This is a genomic window from Nostoc sp. DedSLP03, assembly GCF_034530815.1.
GTDB lineage: Bacteria > Cyanobacteriota > Cyanobacteriia > Cyanobacteriales > Nostocaceae > Nostoc.
On record NZ_JAVRCK010000008.1, the window covers coordinates 1 to 19,336 of the forward strand.

Consider the following 19,336-nt stretch of genomic DNA (forward strand, 5'->3'; position numbering starts at 1 on the left):
TGGGCTGCTGATTTTATCACCCAGTCAGTTTAAAAGATGTTGGTAATGACAAGAGCTCTAGGCTCGGTATGCAATGCTAAAATCTTTTTGGTGTGAGGTTTTTTGGTTAGTTGTATTGCCTTTTGGTCGGGTGGAAAGCCCCATTTCCTTGAGCAAACGGTTAATGTGACAACTGCTAACCTTAATTCCCAATTCTTTTGCCAAATGCTTGCTTAACCATTGTGCTGTCCAGCGTTCAAATGAATAGCCAACCAGGCGCGGACTATGGTTTACCAATTCTTTCAAGCGAACGAGGTATTGCTCATTTACAGTTTTAGGCCGTCCCATTAAACGATCGCTCCATTTGTGAGCCTGTCCTGTTTGAGCGATCGTAATCCAGTAGCGTGCAGTCTCTTGAGAACATCCCAAAGCTTCACAGATTTGAGCTTGAGATTCACCTGCATCGCAAAGCAGCATAATTTCAATGCGACGGCGGTATTCTGGACGTAAATCAGTTTCTAAGCTTTTCAGTAGGTATCTGCGCTGAAAGGGTATTAAGCAAAGACCTGGATTTTCCATAACGATTCCTCTTGGTAGAACTTGCACTCTTTGAAAGTTCGTTTAGCTTCTTTGCGAACCTCTGCTTACTTATCAGAATCAAAAGTCCAGGAATTCCACAACTAGTTACAAAAGTTCATAATTATCGGATGAATGGTCAAAAGTTAGGCTTTTTAGGCGTTGATGCTGTGACTGGTCAAAAGCAGCGAGAAAAAAGTGACGATGAAATCAAAGATATAGCTTCAGTATCAAGGTGGATGACTTGGAGTATCTCAGAACGTCAAAAAACTTTAATTGACAAGAGAAAAATACCTTTAACTTGAAATTTAAATAATGAAAACATAAGTACTTGAGTTATGCGTAAAAAATCACTTTGAGTCTATTGTTTTTATCAAGTTAATATCAGAAGATTTCAATGGAATTAGACAAGACATCACTAATTCCACATCAACATCATTCTGGAAAAGGAAAACGACAATGTTAAACACCAAAGAAAACTTGAAACAAATTGAGATGGACACTATTCAACAGGAACCATTGTTCACCGAGTTGACTCCTGAAGCAGCAGCTACTGTCGAGGGAGGCCTTCTGTACACTACTGAACAAGTTACCACCAGGTTGAATATTCGTGAGCGTCCCACCACCAAGTCCGACAAGATCGGGTATTTCCTACCTGGGCAAGTCTTTGACGCGTCAGCTAAGGTCACGAACGGGTTCCGCAAACTCTTAGGACGAACAGGATGGGTGTCAGCTAAATTCACCCAGCGCGTCTTGAACACTTCACGTGGGTTTATAAGATTAACTTAGAGTCAAGTAGCAAAATCAAAGCACGAGGAGCTACTTGCTAACCGTCGTGGCAATTGGAGCGATCGCTATCAATCTATTTAGCAGTGTAATGGGTTTGGTACTATAAATAGGCTCTTAACTAGGAGAAAAAAGATGAAAAACCTGTAGGGGCATACAACCATCGCTCCTACATGGGATTTTTTATTGTTAAGTAAAGTCCTTAATTTTCCACAGCAACCCTCTTTGTATAACTTGCACAGCTAGAAATTTGTCTGGATATTCACTGCGAACCTCCGCTTACTTATCGGAATCAAAAGTCCAGGAATTCCACAGCTAGTTACAAAAGTTCATAATTATTGGATGAATGGTCAGAAGTTAGGCTTTTCAAACGTTGATGCTGTGACTGGTCAAAAGCAGCGAGAAAAAAGTGACGATGAAATCAAAGATATAGCTTCAGTATCAAGGTGCGTGAATCGGAGTATTTCAGAGCGTCAAAACACTTTAATTTACAAGACAAAAATACCTTTAAATTTCAATTTAAAAAACTTAAATAATGAAAACATAAGTACTTGACTTATGCGTAGAAAATCACTTGAAACCTATTGTTTTTATCAAGTTAATATCAGAAGATTTCAATGGAGTTAGACAAGACATCACTAATTCCACATCAATCTAGAAAAGGAAAGTGACAATGTTAAGCACCAAAGAAAACTTAAAACAAATTGAGATGGACACTATTCAACAGGAACCATTGTTGACCGAGTTGACTCCCGAAGCAGCAGCTACCGTCCAGGGAGGCATTAAGTTCAAGGTGGTTCTCAGCAGCGGAAGTTTGAATGCTCGTTCTACTCCCAGACTCGGTAACAACATCATCGGCTCTTACTTGAATGGCGCTATCCTTGACGCGACAAGTATCGTCAGAGGCGGGTTCCGCCGGCTCACTGTATTTGAAACTCAAAAACTTACAATGGGGCGAACGATTGGGTGGGTGGCAAACCGTTACCTCAGGAGAGTCTAGTAGACAAAATGAAAGCACGAGGGGTTACTAGGCAAGCTAAATAATTTTCATAGTTTAGATTACAGCTTTGCAGCGATAGCTTAACGCCTAGTAGTCTGAGCGGACTATAGCAGTCCTAAATCATTTGTGAAATATTTTTAGAGTTGGCTGTCAGCTGAACATATAAGCTCTGATCTGGTAGGGGCGAGACATGTTTCATCCCTATTTTTTGTTTGCTTGTAATAGAACAATTCACACTCTGTCGGAATAGCGAACCATTTATAGGTACAGGTCTTGAAGATGCGATACCAAATTGTACTTCAACACAGTGAAGAAGACTGTGGTGCTGCAAGTCTAGCTACTATTGCCAAACACTACGGACGCACCTTTGCTATCAGTCGAATGCGGGAAGTAGTTGGTACAGGGTCGCGGGGAACCAGTCTGCTGGGTTTGAGGCGGGGTGCAGAAACTTTAGGATTTAATACGCGTCAAGTTAAAGCCTCTGCACAACTGCTTGACCAATTGCATAAAGCCCCTTTACCAGCCATCATTCACTGGAAAGGCTATCACTGGGTAGTTTTGTACGGGCAAAAGGGGAAAAAATATGTAATTGCTGACCCTGGTGTAGGTATTCGTTATCTCACCCGCGAGGAGTTACTCGAAGGGTGGGGTAATGGCATTATGTTGCTGCTAACGCCAGACGACAGCCGCTTTTATCAGCAATCAGATGATAAGATTGGCGGCTTTGAGCGTTATCTGATGCGGGTTCTACCCTATCGCGCTATTCTAATTCAAGCGATCGCAATTAACATCGTCATCGGACTACTTTCCCTTGTCTCTCCCTTAATGATGCAATTACTCACCGATGACGTACTTGTGCGGGGAGATACCCAGCTGCTAACTGTGGTGGCAATTGGTGCGATCGCTATGAGTCTATTTAGCAGCGCGATCGGTTTGGTACAATCTCACCTAATTGGTCACTTTGGTCAACGACTGCAATTAGGACTGATTCTAGAATACGGGCGACAACTGTTGCGTTTGCCCCTCTCGTACTTTGAAGGACGGCGCAGTGGGGAAGTAGTCAGCCGGATTGCCGATGTGGATCGCATCAATGAGTTAGTTTCCGAAATTGTCCTTGGTTTACCCAGCCAATTTTTTATCGCCTTGGTTTCCTTGGGCTTTATGCTCTTTTACAGTTGGGCATTGACTTTGGCTTCCTTGGCTGCTTTTATTATTGTCACCCTCGTTAACCTGCTTTTTCTCCCAGCTTTGCGCCAGAAAACCCGCAACGTGATCGTCTTGGGTACAGAAAACCAAGGCTTTCTCGTTGAAACTTTTCGCGGTGTCCAGGTGCTAAAAACTACCCAAGCCACTCCCCAAGCTTGGCAAGAGTATCAAGCAAATTATGGTCGGCTGGCTAACTTGGGCTGGAGTACGATGAAACTGGGGCTTTACAGTGGCACAATCACCAGTATTTTTTCTACTTGCACGAATATTGCTTTACTGTGGTTAGGGTCATATTTAGTGATTAATCGCACTTTAAGTATTGGTCAGTTGCTAGCATTTACTGGTATGAGTAGCAACTTTATCGGCTTTTTGGGTTCAGTTATCGGCTTAATTGATGAGTTTATCACTGCCCAGATTGTCATCCAACGCTTAACTGAAGTGATTGATGCTACCCCAGAAGACGACAAAGACGAGAAAAAGCCTTGGGCAGAACTGAAGGGCAATATAGGTATTACTTGTACTAACCTTAATTTCCACCACGCAGGTAGAGTTGACTTGCTGCAAGATTTTTCGCTAATTATCCCTGGCGGTCAAGTCATTGGGCTGATTGGTAAATCTGGTTGTGGTAAAAGCACCCTCGCCAAACTGCTTGCTGGTTTATATGTACTCCAATCTGGCAATATCCGCTATGGCATCTATAATCAGCAAGACCTATCAATGGAATGTCTGCGGCAACAGGTGGTGCTAGTACCTCAAGAACCTCATTTCTGGAGTCGCTCAATTATTGAAAATTTCCGCTTCAGCTATCCTCAAATCGCCTTTGAACAGATTGTGCAAGCTTGCGAGATTGCTGGTGCAGATGAGTTTATTAGTAAACTTCCCGATAAATATCAAACTGTTTTAGGTGAATTTGGCGCGAATCTTTCTGGTGGACAACGACAAAGATTAGCGATCGCTAGAGCTATAGTTACTGACCCGCCGATATTAATTTTAGATGAATCCACTGGCGCTCTCGACCCAGTAAGTGAAGCCAAACTGCTAGATAGACTGCTTGACCATCGCCAGGGCAAAACCACAATTATGATTAGCCATCGCCCCAAAGTCATTGGGCGGGCTGATTGGATTGTACTGCTAGAAGAAGGGCGCTTGAAAATCCAAGGCACTCCAGAAGCTCTACGCCATCAACCTGGCGAACACTTAGACTTCTTAGACGGTGTTGATCCATTTACAAGTGGTTTACTCCCATTATCCTCTAATTCTAACGGTAAATTCAGCGCAATCACTAAATAAAACAGTATGATTAGCCATTCCAACTCAGACTACTTGCCCCCAATTCAAGACAACGAGTTTCTCCCGCCACTTGGTCGTTGGACTACTTGGGGCGGACTAGTTGTTGTCTGTGCTGTGGGGTTAGGCGTTCCACTCGCCTCTGCGATCAAATATAAAGTGACAGTTAAAGGACAAGCTGTTGTCCGCCCTGCTGGTGAGTTGCGGCTCGTGCAAGCTGCTACCGAAGGTCAGGTGATGCGCGTCTTTGTTGCAGAGAATCAAGTTGTCAAAAAAGGGGATGTCATTGCCACTATTGACAACTCGAAGCTGCAAACCAAAAAGAGCCAACTGCAAAGTAATATTGGGCAAAGTCGTTTACAACTTTTTCAACTCAACGCCCAGATTAATGCCATTAATAGCCAGGTTTTAGCTGAAACTGAGCGCATCAACCGGATTATTGCTGGTGCTGAATCTGAATTAAGCGATCGCAGTCGGAACTATCAAGATAAACTTATTACTACCGCTACTGATGTCCAAGAAGCGAATGCTAATGTCAAAGCTGCGGATGCTGGTCTCAAAGCAGCCCAGTCAAAGCGAGATCGCTATGAGACTGTAGCCAAAGCCGGAGCCTTGTCTCAAGATCAATTTGAGGAAGCACAACTAGCTGTTCGCCAGCAAGAACAAGCCCTCCAGGCAGCTAAAGCCAAATTGCAAAATGTCCAAACTGCTCTCAATCCTAGTAATGCACAAGTAGCGATCGCTTATAATCGCATTGCCCAAGAAAAAGCTACCGGTCAAGCCAGCATTGCTACTTTAAATAAAGAACGTCTTAGCCTAATCCAGCAACGAATTGAAATTCAAAAACAGCTAGAGAGCGATACCCGCGAACTTCAACAAGTAAATATCGACCTCAGCCAAACTGTGATTACAGCCACAGCAGACGGGATTATTTCTAAATTAAACCTGCGAAACTCTGGTCAAACAGTGCCTGCTGGAGGGGAAATTGCCCAAATAGTCCCTAGTGATGCTCCCTTGGAGATTAAAGCAGCAGTAGCACTTCAAGATAAAAATAAGTTGAAACAAGGTCAAAAGGTACAAATGCGGGTTTCTGCTTGTCCTTATCCAGATTATGGTACTCTCAAAGGCCAGGTTAAGACGATTTCTCCAGATGCAATCGCACCTCAAGGGAATGCTGCTAATGCCACCGACACTACATCTGCCAACCAAAAGATGGCAGGCGTTGCTGCGTTCTATGGGGTAACAATTGAGCCAGAAAGCCTTTCTCTAGGTAGAGACAAACACCTGTGTGCCCTGCAATTGGGAATGGAAGGTACGGTTGATATTATTTCTAGAGAAGAGACTGTGATGCAATTCTTTCTGAGGAAAGCAAGGTTGATTGCAGACATTTAGCGCGTTGGCTAGCAAATACCGCAGGCATCGCATTGTAACTATTCGTAATTATTTCTCGCAATCCTACCGTGGATTTTCTATCTATCCTTATAAGAGGGTGTAGTTTACTTGCTGGTTATATAAGGGGTGCAATGTCTAGAATGAAGCGATATATGCAGTATCGGTGCTGGAAATTCGCCCTGAGAAGTTGGTTGGTGATGGGTGGTGCGATCGGCGAAGGTGTATTGCAGACATTCGCTTTCTCTTTTAATTGCGCTTTCGCCCAAATTACCCCCGATAGCACTCTACCCAATAATTCGAGGGTTACAACACAAAACAACATCAGTACCATTGAAGGAGGAACCCAAGCAGGTGGCAACTTATTCCACAGTTTTGGGGAATTTTCTGTCCCCACTGGCGGCACTGCTTTCTTTAATAATGCTCTTGATATTCAAAATATCATCAGTCGAGTAACGGGTGGATCGGCTTCTAATATTGATGGGTTAATTCGGGCTAATGGTACAGCTAACCTGTTTCTAATTAATCCCAATGGAATTGTATTTGGTCAGAATGCTCAATTAAATATTGGTGGTTCGTTTGTAGCGAGTACAGCGAATGCACTGCAATTTGGAAATGTCGGATTTTTTAGCGCAACTGATCAAAATATCCCTTCACCGTTGTTGACTATTAATCCTTCAGCATTGGTGTTTAATCAGATTAATCAAAATGCAGCAATTCAAAATAACTCAGTTGCACCCGCAGGAAAAGATCCAGCAGGCTTAAACGCATCTGGTTTACGAGTGCCAGATGGAAAAAGTTTACTGCTGGTGGGTGGAAATGTCAGCATGGATGGGGGAGAATTAAATGCTTTTGGTGGACGAGTTGAGTTAGGAGGATTGGGCGAACCTGGTACTGTAGGGCTGGGTGTAGATGGCGATAATCTCAGCTTGATATTTCCTGAGAATGTGACGCGAGCAGATATATCTTTTACTAATAGGGCTGGTGTTTTTGTAGAAGCTGCTGGTGGGGGTAGTATAACCTTTAACGCCCGAAATATAGATATTTTGGAAACAAGTGTGTTAAGCGCTGGCATTGGGCGAGGTTTAGGGTCAGTTGACACTGTTGCAGGAGACATTACCCTTAATGCCATAGGAGAAATCAAAGCTATAAAAAGCTATATCGTTAATAATGTGCCATTACGAGCAATAGGCAATGGAGGCAACGTTACTATCTTTTCCGATTCCTTGTCCTTAACTGATGGCGCTCAACTGCAAACCAACACTAGTGGACAGGGGGATGCAGGCAGTATGAATATAAATGCCCGCAATACGGTCTACTTTAATAGGAGTGCCGCAAAAAGCAATGTGTTGAAGGGAGCCGTAGGCAACAGTGGCAACATCAACATCACGACTGGATCGCTTTCTCTTATAAATGGTGGTCAGCTAAGTTCTAGCACTTTTGGGCAGGGAAATGCAGGTAGTATAAGCATTACTGCTCGTGATACCGTCTCTTTACAAGGATGGAGTAACGATGGATACCAAAGTGCAATCTTTAGCGGAGTAGAACTTGAAGGTTTAGGCAAGGGAGGCGACATCAGCATCATGGCAGAGTCGATTTATTTTACAGATGGCGCTCAATTGTCTAGCGGTACAAGAGGGCGAGGGAATGCAGGCAATGTGAATATAAATGCCCGCGATACAGTCTCCTTTGAAGAGAGTTCTGTACTAAGCACAGTCGATGGTGGAGCCGTGGGCAAGGGGGGAGACATCAATATCATAACTGGATCTTTATTGGGAACAAATGGTACTGAACTAAATGCCAGTACATCTGGGCAAGGAGATGGCGGTAGTGTCACGATTCAAGCTACAAATTTCGTCTCTTTTGATAAGGAAAGTGCAATATTCAGCACCGTGAATGCTGGAGCAATAGGCAAGGGAGGTGATATAGATATCTTAACTGGGTCACTTTCAGTAACTAATGGCGCTGAACTAGTAGCCAGTACTACGGGACAGGGGGATGCCGGCAGTGTCACGATTACTGCCCGTGATACCGTCTCCTTTGATGGAGAAGGGAGGGAATTCTCCAGTGGGGTATTCAGTACAGTAGATGCTGGATCTGTGGGCAACGGGGGAGACATACGTATCACAACCGGGTCATTATCAGTAACCAATGGCGCTGAGTTAATTGCTAGCACCTTTGGGCAGGGGAATGCAGGCAGTATAACGATTCAAGCCAGAGATGCTGTTTCTTTCGATGGAGCAAGAAGCAATGGGTTATTTTTCAGTGGTGCATATAGTGCTACGGCTTCTAGAGACATGGGCAACGGTAGTGACATCAAAATTACGACGCGATCGCTATCGGTAAGCAATGGTGCTCTGTTGAGTGCCACTACCTCTGGAAAGGGGAATGGAGGTAACATTATCCTTGACACTAATACCTTAGAAGCTGTCAATAATGGAGAAATTCGCACCACGAGTGCTAGTAGTGGCAAGGCAGGTAACATCACCATAAATGCTACCGAAAGCGTCAACCTTACTGGCAAAAGTGGTCTGTTTGCCAATACTTCTAAGACTTCCACCGCTCAAGGGGGAGACTTGAAGATTACTACTAGGCAGTTGGTTGTCCAAAATGGTGCTGAAGTAAGCGTGGGCAGTCAAGGTTCAGGGAGAGGTGGCAACTTAGAAATAGCAGCTCGCTCCATCTGGCTGGATAATCAAGCAAAACTCACAGCCGAAACTACATCTGGCAAAGGTGGTAATATTACGCTGCAAAACTTAGACTTATTGCTGCTGCGCCGCAACAGTCAGATATCCACCACCGCCGGTACTGAACAAGAGTCTGGAGACGGCGGCAATATTACCATCAATGCCCCCAATGGCTTCATTGTTGCCAGAGCCAGGGAGAATAACGATATCACTGCTAATGCGTATAGTGGCAATGGTGGGAGAGCCACAATTAACGCTACTAGTATTTTTGGTATGACAGTGCGTACTCGTGAAGACTTGGTGAGGCTGCTAGGAACTAACTTAGACCCTCAACGGCTACCAACGAATGACATCACAGCAATTTCCCAGACAAGTCCTACTTTAAACGGCACTGTAACACTCAATACACCCGATATTGACCCTAACAGTGGCTTAATTAACTTACCCACCATACCAGTTGATACGCAAGTAGTACAAGGCTGTAGTGCGGGTAGCTCCCAAGCGCAAAGCCAATTTATCATCACTGGACGCGGCGGTTTACCACCTAATCCGGGTGAAGCCCTCAGCGCTGACGCAGTGCAGGTAGATTTGGTGAGTCTCAACCCAGAAGTAGGTAAACCCTCTACTCCAGCAGTTTCAATAAATCCCATTAACCCAACACCACATCGCATAGTAGAAGCTACTGGTTGGGCGATCGCTGCTAATGGCGATATAATTCTCACTAATTCTGCACCCATCACGCCTCATTCTTCCTGGCAGAGGATAGCCGATTGCCGTGCGTTAAATCAACACCAGGGAGGTTGAGCAACTTCCACTGTCTATTTTTAGTAAAGACACGGTGCGAGGAGGGCAAAAACATGGCAAGGAAAAAATCTAGATTACGGATAATCAAACGCTTTTTAAGTGTACTGCTGCTTTTGGCTATGTTCTTAGGCGCTCTTTTATTGCCCCCCACTTTCGCACATGTAACTGCGGAAAACTCCAATGTTCAAAGCTTGGCTGATGCCCAAAACTTGGTGAAACAAGGGAGAAAATTCTATGAAGCCGAGCAGTTTAATGATGCAACTGCAACATGGCTAGAGGCTATCTCTGCGTTAAAAGGCCGTGGGGATGAACTTACACAAGCGATCGCACTGGGTAATCTCTCATTAGCTTATCAGCAATTGGGACGGTGGTCAGAGGCAGAAAGTGCGATCGCTCAAAGTCTCAACTTATTACAAACTACTCAAAATATAAACACCAAAGACTCCTCGCAAATTCTAGCCCAAGTCCTAGATATCAAAGGTCGCCTGCAATTAGCTCAAAGCAAAGCTGAAGATGCACTGGATACTTGGCGACTCTCAGCTGAGATTTATAAAAAAATAGGCGATGAAAGGGCGGTTATTCAAAATCGGATTAACCAAGCGCAAGCTTTGCAAGCTTTAGGGTTTTATCGGCAAGCCGAGAAGACATTAAGAGAAAGTACCCAGATTCTCCAAAGTCAACCCAACTCACCTGTTAAAGTCGCAGCTTTGCATAGTCTCGGTAATGTCGTGCAAGTCACTGGTGATTTAGAAACATCTCGGCAGATATTGCAGCAAAGTTTAGAATTAGCTTCATCGTTGCAAGATTTGGAAGCGATCGCTGATATTCTCCTCAGTCTTGGTAATACAGCCCGCGTACAGCAAGACACCCAAACAGCTATAAAATATTATCAACAAACTTTCAAAACTGCAACCTCACCGACTACACGCATCCAAGCTCAAGCTAATCAACTAAGACTATTGCTGAAAACTGACCAATTGTCAGCTTTCCAAACATTGTCTTCTGAAATTAAAACTCAGCTTCACGACTTACCTATTAGTCGGACAGCAATTTCTGCCCGGATTAACTTTGCCCAAAGTCTAATGCAATTCCGAAAGCAAACCGCCGCAGACGCTTTCTCATGGTTGGACATTGCCCAATTGCTAGCAACTGCGATTGAGCAAGCAAAAAGTTTGCAAGATAAACGCACAGAATCTTATGCTATTGGTGTCTTAGGGCAAGTTTACGAACAAACTCAACAATGGTCTGATGCCCAAAACCTCACCCAACAAGCCTTACTCATTGCTCAAGCTATCGATGCTAAAGACATTGGCTATCAATGGCAATGGCAACTGGGACGTTTGCTGAAAGCTAAGGGAGATATCAAAGGAGCAGTAGCAGCTTACACAGAAGCAGTTAATAACCTCCAAGCCCTCCGCAGTGATTTAGTTGCTGTCAATTCTGCGGTGAAATTTTCCTTTCGAGAAGAAGTTGAACCAGTTTATCGACAGTTGGTCGATCTAATTTTACAATCTCAGGGGAACTCGCAAGTTAGCTTTAAAAATCTCGAAAAAGCCAGCAATACAATCGAATTACTCCAAATAGCAGAACTAGAAAACTTCTTTCGCAACAACTGTTTAAATGCTCAAATCCGTAATCCACAAAAACATCCAACGGCAGCAATTATTTATCCATTTATTTTGCCAGACCGACTAGAGGTCATTATCAAGTTGCCTCAACAGCGTTGGTTGCATTACACTACACCTGTAGTTAAAAAGGAAGTGGAAACTACTTTAGCGCAACTACAGGAAAATCTACCCAAACCACACACGCTGCGACAGATTCAATCTTTATCCCAAAAGGTTTATAAATGGCTGATTCAACCTGCGGAAGCTGCCTTAGCTGAAAGCAAAATTCCTACTTTGGTGTTTGTGCTGGATGGCTGGTTGCGAAATATTCCGATGGCAGTTCTCTACGATGGCAAACAGTATCTAGTTGAGAAGTATAACATTGCACTCACCCCCAGTTTGCAACTGATTGAACCCAAACCATTGGAGAAGAAATTAAAGGCAATAGTCGCAGGATTGAGTGAAGCAAATTCAGGATTTTCTGCACTACCCAACGTCAAACTTGAATTAGAAGAAATCCGCTCTCAAGTCCCTAGCAGCATCCTTTTGAATCAAGAATTTACCAGCAAAGCTTTGCAAAACCAAATTAATTCTCTACCTTTCCCGATTGTTCATCTTGCAACTCATGGTCAGTTTAGCTCTAAGGCTGAAGAGACATTTATTGTCGCTTGGAATGAGCGTATTTATGTGAAAAAGTTAAATGAGTTAGTGCGAACTCTAGAACAAAATAGACCCGAAGCGATTGAATTGCTCATTCTTAGTGCGTGTCAAACAGCTGTCGGGGACGAACAAGCTACACTAGGAATTGCTGGTGTCGCTTTTCAGGCAGGAGCACGCAGTACGATCGCTTCTTTGTGGAACTTAGATGATGAGTCTACTGCTGTGTTGATGAGTCAATTTTACCAAGAGTTAGCTAACAAAAACCTGACTAAAGCTGAAGTACTCCGTCGCGCCCAGCTCGCTCTTTTGCAAAATCCCAGATACAAACGTCCCATGTTTTGGGCCCCCTATGTTCTTTTAGGAAATTGGCTTTGAGCCATCACCACTTGAAGCGGTGGGATTGAGGCTAGGAGTTGGAGTTAAGTTTTTGTCCATTTACTTACGCAGATGCGATCGCATCGCGTGACAATTCGATTGTATCGACTGACAATGCCATTAGAACTCTTGCAAAAATGTTTTTTGGTATAATTAATTAAGAGTTATGCAATTTACGAATAGGAAATTTGATTATGATATTTTTTCTGTAACACGTAAAATCTGCCTGCCGATTGAGTATATTTTCCCCTACCTCAATCACTGTAAGGTTTTTGGGTTTCGCACCGGGAACTAGTCTAAACTCCAGTCGCTAATAATCTGGATTCTTTTATTTTTGCCAAATTGGGATGCCCCCCAATGCTCGACTATATTTCGTCCAGGAACAACTTACCTTCAATCATCCACTGTGGGTAACCAAGCATCTTTTAAATTATCCATCCGTTTAAGGATAAAATGCCCCATAACTAGGTAGTCAATTTGTGTACCCATCATACATCTATAGGCATCTTGGGGAGAACAAACAATGGCTTCGCCACGTATATTAAAGCTAGTGTTAATTAAAACAGGAACTTCCGTCAATTCTCCAAATTTTTTGATCAATTTATAGTAAAGCGGATTCTGATTTTCACGTATTGTCTGCAATCTACCACTACCATCAACGTGGGTCACAGCAGGTATTTTTGCTTGTTGTTTTTGATTAATAGGATACACCATCAACATATAATCTGTTGGATCGGGAATTGGTTCATCACAATCGAAAAACGTTAGTGCATCATCAACACAAACCACTGGAGCAAACGGTCGAAACGCCTCTCTATGTTTGACTTTAACATTTAAAATATCCATCATGTTTTCATACATCGGACTTGCTAAAATACTTCTATTGCCAAGTGATCTTGGTCCCCATTCCATCCTTCCCTGAAACCATCCAATAACATTTTTTTCTTGAAGCAATTTTGCCGTTTGATCGAGCAATTCATCATCAGTCAAAAGTTCCTGATAAACAATTCCGTTTCCTTTTAAAAATTGCCTGATTGTTTCAGATGAATATTCTGGTCCATATGAAGAATGAGCCATTCGTTCACAGGCAATATTTGAATCAATTTTGTGCTGAATGTATTTTGCTGCACCAACAACTGTACCACTATCTCCAGCAGACGGTTGTATAAATAGCCGATGAAATTTCGTGTTTGAGAATATTTTTCCATTCAATACACTATTTAGTGCGACACCACCAGCTAAACAAAGTTGGTCATGTCCTGTTTCATGATGCACATAATTTAGCACATTAAATACAGCATCTTCTGTTACCATTTGCAATGCTGCCGCTAAATCCTTATGTTCTTGAGTTATTGTTCCCTCTTTTTTATTTTGGCTAATTCCTAGTAAATCGCACATCGCTTGTGTACAAGCAGGTGATTCAAAACCGTTGTGTCCAAAATAACGCATATCTAATTCAAAACTACCATCCTCATACAGTGCTATAACATTTCGCAATTTTTCATAACAGAGATTTTCTTTTCTATCCATCATGCCATAAGGTGCAAGTCCCATTATTTTATATTCGTGGTCATTGGCTTTGAACCCAAGAAAAACTGTAATTGCTGTATAGACAAGACCTATGGAATGAGGAAAATTTATACACTTATTAATCGACAAATCACTACCTTTTGCTGTGCCAAAAGAAGTCGTTGCCTTTTCTCCTACACCATCTATTGTCACAACAGCCGATTCATTGAACCCACTCATATAATACGAGCTTGCTGCATGACAAAGATGATGATCAAGAAAAATGATCCGATTATCTAAATTCGTTTCTCTAGTAAAAACTTCTTGTATCTTCTCCTTTGATTTTATTTCTTGCCACACTTTACCAATATGTCTGCGTGTTTCAGGTGATGGTGGATTAGCTTTCAGCGTTTCTTCAATGCGACTCCATTTGACATCAGGATTTTCATAAAATGCTACCAAGTCGACTGTACTTAATTTTGCTGCTTCCAAACAATAATTAATCGCTTGCTTTGGAAAACCTGCATCATGCTTTTTTCTACTAAAACGCTCTTCATCTACAGCCGCGATTAATTTGCCATCTTTTATGATACAGGCCGAACTGTCATGAAAATAACAAGAGAAAGCCAATATACTTGGATTCTGTTTGTCTGAAAGATAACGATCAATATTGATTACTGGATAATTTTCCCAGGTAGAATGATTTGTCTTCATAGTCTAATACAATCAAAGTTTGATGAAACTTGAACGCTGAAAACATTACCAAATATATATGATGGTAGTAGTGCTTCCTAAAAGGAGTTTAAATTCTTGAGAAGAAAGTCATGAAAATTAAAATTATTAATCATTAATTATATTTTTAATTAATGATTTAAATTAACTTTTAATATTGGTTTTAATCATGATTGTCTAACAAGAGTTTTAGCCAGAGCGGCCGCATCATGTCAACAAAAAAATTATATTCTCAACAAGCTCAAAATTAGTCGCATTAATCGCTACTTATTGACACAAGATTAGCGATCGCTTTAAGCCTTGGAAACTAAACTAAACGAGAAATGCTGATTTTGTCGTTGGTTTTTAACCTTGGTTGCGATCAAGAGTAATTTAAATGCGTTTGCCCTGGAGTTTTAGCTCTTTAAATCCGTCCAATTTATTTATATTAAAATAATGTGTAGTGGTCTGTTGGTAATCTCATATCTTCAATCATTGTTTGAGAAACTTCAGATGCTTTATTATTTTTCATGACAAAATTATTCTTTTTTGACATTGGTTCTAAAATAATATCGGCAATTTTATTTGCAATCATTGAGTTTGCATCTCCAATAGGATGACAATAGTCAATAAAATACCGAATATCATCTTCTTCCCTATTCAATGCAATTTGCACATAAGGCACATTCATTTCTTGTGACAGTGATCTTAACCTCTGTAAATGTTCTTTTTTAATACGAGGGAGAATATAGTCTTTCTCGCGTGCTTCTTCTAAAACAATACGCTTTAAATCTGAATATGTTTCTTGCTTGAGAGCTTGTGACCATATTAGTCGTGACTCATCTAAAAGTCTGTATATCTGTTTAGCACCACTCCCATCTCTTCTTTCTAACTCTTCATTTAAAACACGAGTACCTGGTTGCCAGTAAATAGGAGTTTGTGGTTCAATTAGAATAACGTTAATCTTACGATCGTAACATTTTTGGATAATTTCCCGTAGATTTGCTTCATAATCACTCACCGAAACACGCATGATAATTGAATCAACGGGTTTATTTTTGTGCATGATTATAGAGTCTTTGCCAACCCATTCCTTATCTTGACGATAACCATCCCAAACTGAATCGTTATTGCCATAATAAACGCTTACCCATGAAATTTGTAAATCCTCTTCATCAAAACGCTTCAAAAGAAGCGAAAGGCGTATATTTCCTTGGAGTGACGTATGGGCTGGTACGCCTGCATTAATAACAATATATTCAGAACCGAGCTTATCCCGAAGGTAATCAGAATAGGTTTTATATTGAAAGAACGCTGGCAAGAGCGGTAAATGATGAGTAGCTCGTTCTCTATTTTGAGTAACAATATTGCTATCCCAACCCGATGTTGATGAATCACCAATATTTAAGATAATTTGTTTATCCGATTTTTTTATATTTTGGATTAATAATTCCATATCAACATATTCTTTTTCTCCAATAAAGTCTTTTCCAGATGGCATGGTATGCCCTATACGTGAATCTGCAACAAATGGCCCATCAAAAAATTGATTCGTAACTATTGGATTTATAAAAAGTGGATTTTTAAAAATTACTTTTTTCTCTGATTCATTCATAGTGTTTAGGATTTTTGGACTTATGGACTGAAGCATAATTATTTAATACAATAATTGTCAAAAATATTTAATAATGTAATATAATTTCACATTTCGGCGGCAGGCTAAATGCATCTTAATTTTTTAGAGATTTATGATTATAGGTTAAGCTTTGATAAAAAACAAACCCAATTTTCAGAACCTATCTCTGCCATCTCACAAATGCTGAAGTAGAGTTAAGAGAACTGGTTGCAGAGAATTATGATGCAACACTGGATTAAGCATTATTGGGCTTCTTCAACCCTTAATCAGCTTTGTTTACGGCTTAGTTATTGGCGAAGGTTGGTGTGTCCGGTTTGCTCCAAATGGCACTCAAAAAGTTTTGTACGGTAATGACTGTTGGAAATAAAAAAGTTAAAGGTGCGTCTCGTAGAGAAGGCACTTGTTCCGCCGCGTCCGTTGCCGTAAATGAATTTTCTTCAAGTTCAGCGATGTCTAGCGACAAGCCGTTTCACGTCTATGCTAATCAAACACTAGAGCTTTTAGAACAGGGTAATCCCCCTTCGTTGATGGCTGAAAACTCAGTTTCAGGTGAAGAAGTCAAAACAGTTCATGAGGGTGAAAGTTCCGCGTGTCCGTGTCAAATGCTGAAATGTAGTCATATGAGGCGATTGTTGCGAGGTCGCAGGTTCGACCAGAGCGTATGCAGAAACTCAAAGTTGCAGCGAATTCAGGGTAGAATGCAGGGTTTGACTTTTTGCAGGAGTGTTGGAGTAACGATCCGGCTTTGCAAATTGTAATTAAAAAACTATTGGCGAAGTTTCCGCAGTGGGGTATTGCGATTGTGGATGGGGTTTTGGTGGATTGGGAGAGGTAGCAACAAATCAATAATTGTATATTTAGCTACAGCATGCTTATGCAGTAAGTAGGAAAAGTGGGTTTAGTAGGATCTTTTGTACTAACCCTTGATTATGCTGTTGATAAGCTGTAGTTTAGTGCTTACATCTAAGGAGAAAAACAAATGAAAACAAACAATACTCACAAAATAAAGGTAGGCAACTTAAACAGTGACCTTTTTCAAGAACTGGACGATGAAGTTTTGGCGACGATTAAGGGGGGCACTTCCTTGATCACACTAAACGGGCCCCTATTAAGCCAGTCAGCTTTGATTGACAATGAAAAGGGCAAAATAACGGTACTTGGACTTGGACTATGAAGAAGGCAGCTATGCTGCTATGGTGAAGGAATCCCATAAATAAATGATGTTGTTGGCGAATTAATGAGGGGTCATACCCCTCAGTTAAATTTATATTAGGTTTCGTGCGTTGAAACACATTCTCCGCGTTAAAGGAAAATTTATTTGTGGGCAAAATAACAACGCAAAATCAATGCTTCGAGGGTGAGGGGTTTGATCCTTTACGAATTAACGCTCTTCTATGACTCTGGAGAGAGAATAATCCAAGTGATTAGAAATCGCGGCTACACAAAGAAAGTTTGCCTGCGCGGACTAACGCCAAAATAGGGTTTCAAATTTGATCTGACGAGAGTAATAAAAGAGCGTTAACCAACAACATCATAAATTTAGGGGTTTCAAACAAGGACGCCTTATTTCTTCTCGCACTTTCCGCTCGAAATAAATCTTTTTCTGTCTCCATAAATATCCCGCTTTTGTCACTCTCCGGGAGGGCGATCGCTAGAAGCCTGATGAGGCAATCAATACAAGCTATACTATTAAAAAAAAATTGGTCTTATATTTGTTATTAGAAAAGAATCGCGCAATCGCTTGCTATACAAAAGCTCTAGATTTTAGAAAAGGCAAATATTTTCGGAGAGTGACAAAAGCGGGATAAATTTGGTAAGTCTCAATTCAAACAGTGATAACCCCGATCGCCCCTTTGTTCCCAGCAAAATAACTACCCCCGCACCAGAACGCATCATAGAAGCTACTAGTTTGGCGCTAAACCAAAAAGGGGAAGTCGTCTTGACAGCAAATCTTCCCACCACTACGTCCCATAGTCCTTGGTTGAAGCCTGCATCTTGTAGAGCAATTCGTAATTCGTAATTTGTAATTCGTAATTTAAGATTCGTTAGATTGCAATCTGGTTTTTTATCAACTTGCAATGCGATCGCATCGACTGACAATGCCATTGTATCGACTGACAATGCCATTGTTTTGACTAACAATGCGATTGTACTGGGTGACAATGCCATTGTTTCGACTAACAATGCGATCGCATCGACTAACAATGCGATTGTATCGACTGACAATGCGATCGCATCACCTTACAATCCCATTGCATCGACCTGCATAAATGAGCTTACCTTACTCACTCTCTAAATTGCAGCACTCTACCCTTGGTTCAGTTGCAAAATCATTCAAACCAACAGCTTGCAACAGCGCCGTCCAAGAAGGATCTTGCGAATTAGGGCGACGCAATTCACTAGCAGCACTCAGCGCTTCATACCAAATACCATTAGCCGCATAAAGGTTTACTTGCTGGCGTGGTGTTGCTTTTTCTAATTGAGTTTTTAAAACAGGCTTTAATTGCTCTCGTTTTACATAGCCTTCAACATTAGCAATAATTTGCTTATCTTTCTCGCAGTAAATGTTGAAATACCAACGATACCGCTTACCAATCTCTAAGGGTGCTGCTTTTGAGGGCAAACGAAAGCTAACTATTCCTGGTGTCCCCGTTAAAGAAGTTTTATAAATAGTCTGATTTTGTGCTTCATCTTCTAACACAAACTCTCCAGATGCAAAATCCGATGCATAAGGAACATAAAATAAGAAACTAGGATGCTCTCTGATCGTTGTTCCAAACACCAATTCTGAGTTTGAATAAATAGGTACTAAAGCTGTGAGCCGCTTTTGAGAAGAAGTCATCTGCTTATTTATATCCTGACTACAGCCACGGCTACCTGCTTCCCCTCGCTTACCTGGTTCGCCGATGTCTGGTGGTGGAGGCGGCGCAGCGAAAATCAGTGATTGATTTAATTGTCCTTTGGGGTTTTTAGGCTGTGCCTGCACTTGGATACAGCTAAGGAGTGATAAACTAATGGCGAGGAAAAGTTGAATCTTTTGCACAAACAATTTCATTTATTTTATACCTCAACTTGTAGAAATCAGTTGTCGCTGACCGAAAACGAAAAGGATACAAGCCCCTAA

The 19,336-nt window shown here is 41.6% G+C and carries 14 protein-coding genes; 8 read left to right on the forward strand and 6 right to left on the reverse strand.

Features of this window, described 5'->3' with window-relative positions; translation table 11 throughout:
• Positions 1 to 57: 57 nt before the first annotated feature.
• Complete coding sequence (locus RM368_RS05605; RefSeq protein ID WP_322693144.1) at positions 58 to 558, reverse strand: helix-turn-helix domain-containing protein; 501 nt, start codon at positions 556 to 558, stop codon at positions 58 to 60.
• Between the two features lie 11 nt (positions 559 to 569).
• Between RM368_RS05605 and RM368_RS05610 the strand changes: the two genes are divergently transcribed.
• The 7 genes from RM368_RS05610 to RM368_RS05635 all read left to right on the forward strand — a co-directional run bounded on the left by RM368_RS05610 (position 570) and on the right by RM368_RS05635 (position 12,356).
• A complete protein-coding gene (locus tag RM368_RS05610; protein ID WP_322693145.1) occupies positions 570 to 860 on the forward strand; it encodes a hypothetical protein in 291 nt (96 codons plus the stop codon).
• Between the two features lie 190 nt (positions 861 to 1,050).
• On the forward strand, positions 1,051 to 1,344 hold the full coding sequence (locus tag RM368_RS38705; protein ID WP_416212214.1) for an SH3 domain-containing protein: 294 nt from the start codon (positions 1,051 to 1,053) through the stop codon (positions 1,342 to 1,344).
• Between the two features lie 670 nt (positions 1,345 to 2,014).
• Positions 2,015 to 2,341, forward strand: coding sequence for an SH3 domain-containing protein (locus tag RM368_RS05615; RefSeq protein WP_322693146.1), 327 nt, complete (start codon positions 2,015 to 2,017; stop codon positions 2,339 to 2,341).
• Between the two features lie 279 nt (positions 2,342 to 2,620).
• A complete protein-coding gene (locus tag RM368_RS05620; protein ID WP_322693147.1) occupies positions 2,621 to 4,837 on the forward strand; it encodes a peptidase domain-containing ABC transporter in 2,217 nt (738 codons plus the stop codon).
• A gap of 6 nt (positions 4,838 to 4,843) precedes the next feature.
• Positions 4,844 to 6,226: an HlyD family secretion protein gene (locus tag RM368_RS05625; RefSeq protein ID WP_322693148.1), complete on the forward strand. Its 1,383-nt coding sequence runs from the start codon at positions 4,844 to 4,846 to the stop codon at positions 6,224 to 6,226.
• A 131-nt stretch (positions 6,227 to 6,357) separates the two neighbouring features.
• The gene (locus RM368_RS05630; protein WP_322693149.1) at positions 6,358 to 9,714 is read left to right on the forward strand and encodes a filamentous hemagglutinin N-terminal domain-containing protein; all 3,357 of its coding nucleotides are present in this window, start codon (positions 6,358 to 6,360) and stop codon (positions 9,712 to 9,714) included.
• 53 nt (positions 9,715 to 9,767) lie between these two features.
• Complete coding sequence (locus RM368_RS05635; RefSeq protein ID WP_322693150.1) at positions 9,768 to 12,356, forward strand: CHAT domain-containing protein; 2,589 nt, start codon at positions 9,768 to 9,770, stop codon at positions 12,354 to 12,356.
• 393 nt (positions 12,357 to 12,749) lie between these two features.
• On the opposite strand, the gene RM368_RS05640 is transcribed toward RM368_RS05635, so the two are convergent.
• The 3 genes from RM368_RS05640 to RM368_RS05650 form a co-directional block, all read right to left on the reverse strand.
• Entirely contained in the window at positions 12,750 to 14,579 is a 1,830-nt protein-coding gene (locus RM368_RS05640; RefSeq protein ID WP_322693151.1) for a carbamoyltransferase, read from the reverse strand.
• A gap of 445 nt (positions 14,580 to 15,024) precedes the next feature.
• A complete protein-coding gene (locus tag RM368_RS05645; protein WP_322693152.1) occupies positions 15,025 to 16,191 on the reverse strand; it encodes an SGNH/GDSL hydrolase family protein in 1,167 nt (388 codons plus the stop codon).
• Positions 16,192 to 16,495: 304 nt separating this feature from the next.
• A complete protein-coding gene (locus tag RM368_RS05650; protein ID WP_322693153.1) occupies positions 16,496 to 16,675 on the reverse strand; it encodes a hypothetical protein in 180 nt (59 codons plus the stop codon).
• A gap of 516 nt (positions 16,676 to 17,191) precedes the next feature.
• Between RM368_RS05650 and RM368_RS05655 the strand changes: the two genes are divergently transcribed.
• Positions 17,192 to 17,386 carry a hypothetical protein gene (locus tag RM368_RS05655; protein WP_322693154.1) on the forward strand — a complete coding sequence of 65 codons (195 nt, stop codon included), beginning with the start codon at positions 17,192 to 17,194 and terminating at the stop codon, positions 17,384 to 17,386.
• 590 nt (positions 17,387 to 17,976) lie between these two features.
• Here the strand turns inward: RM368_RS05655 and RM368_RS05660 are convergent.
• Positions 17,977 to 18,438 carry a hypothetical protein gene (locus RM368_RS05660; protein ID WP_322693155.1) on the reverse strand — a complete coding sequence of 154 codons (462 nt, stop codon included), beginning with the start codon at positions 18,436 to 18,438 and terminating at the stop codon, positions 17,977 to 17,979.
• 55 nt (positions 18,439 to 18,493) lie between these two features.
• The gene (locus RM368_RS05665; RefSeq protein WP_322693156.1) at positions 18,494 to 19,267 is read right to left on the reverse strand and encodes a DUF928 domain-containing protein; all 774 of its coding nucleotides are present in this window, start codon (positions 19,265 to 19,267) and stop codon (positions 18,494 to 18,496) included.
• Positions 19,268 to 19,336: the final 69 nt, after the last annotated feature.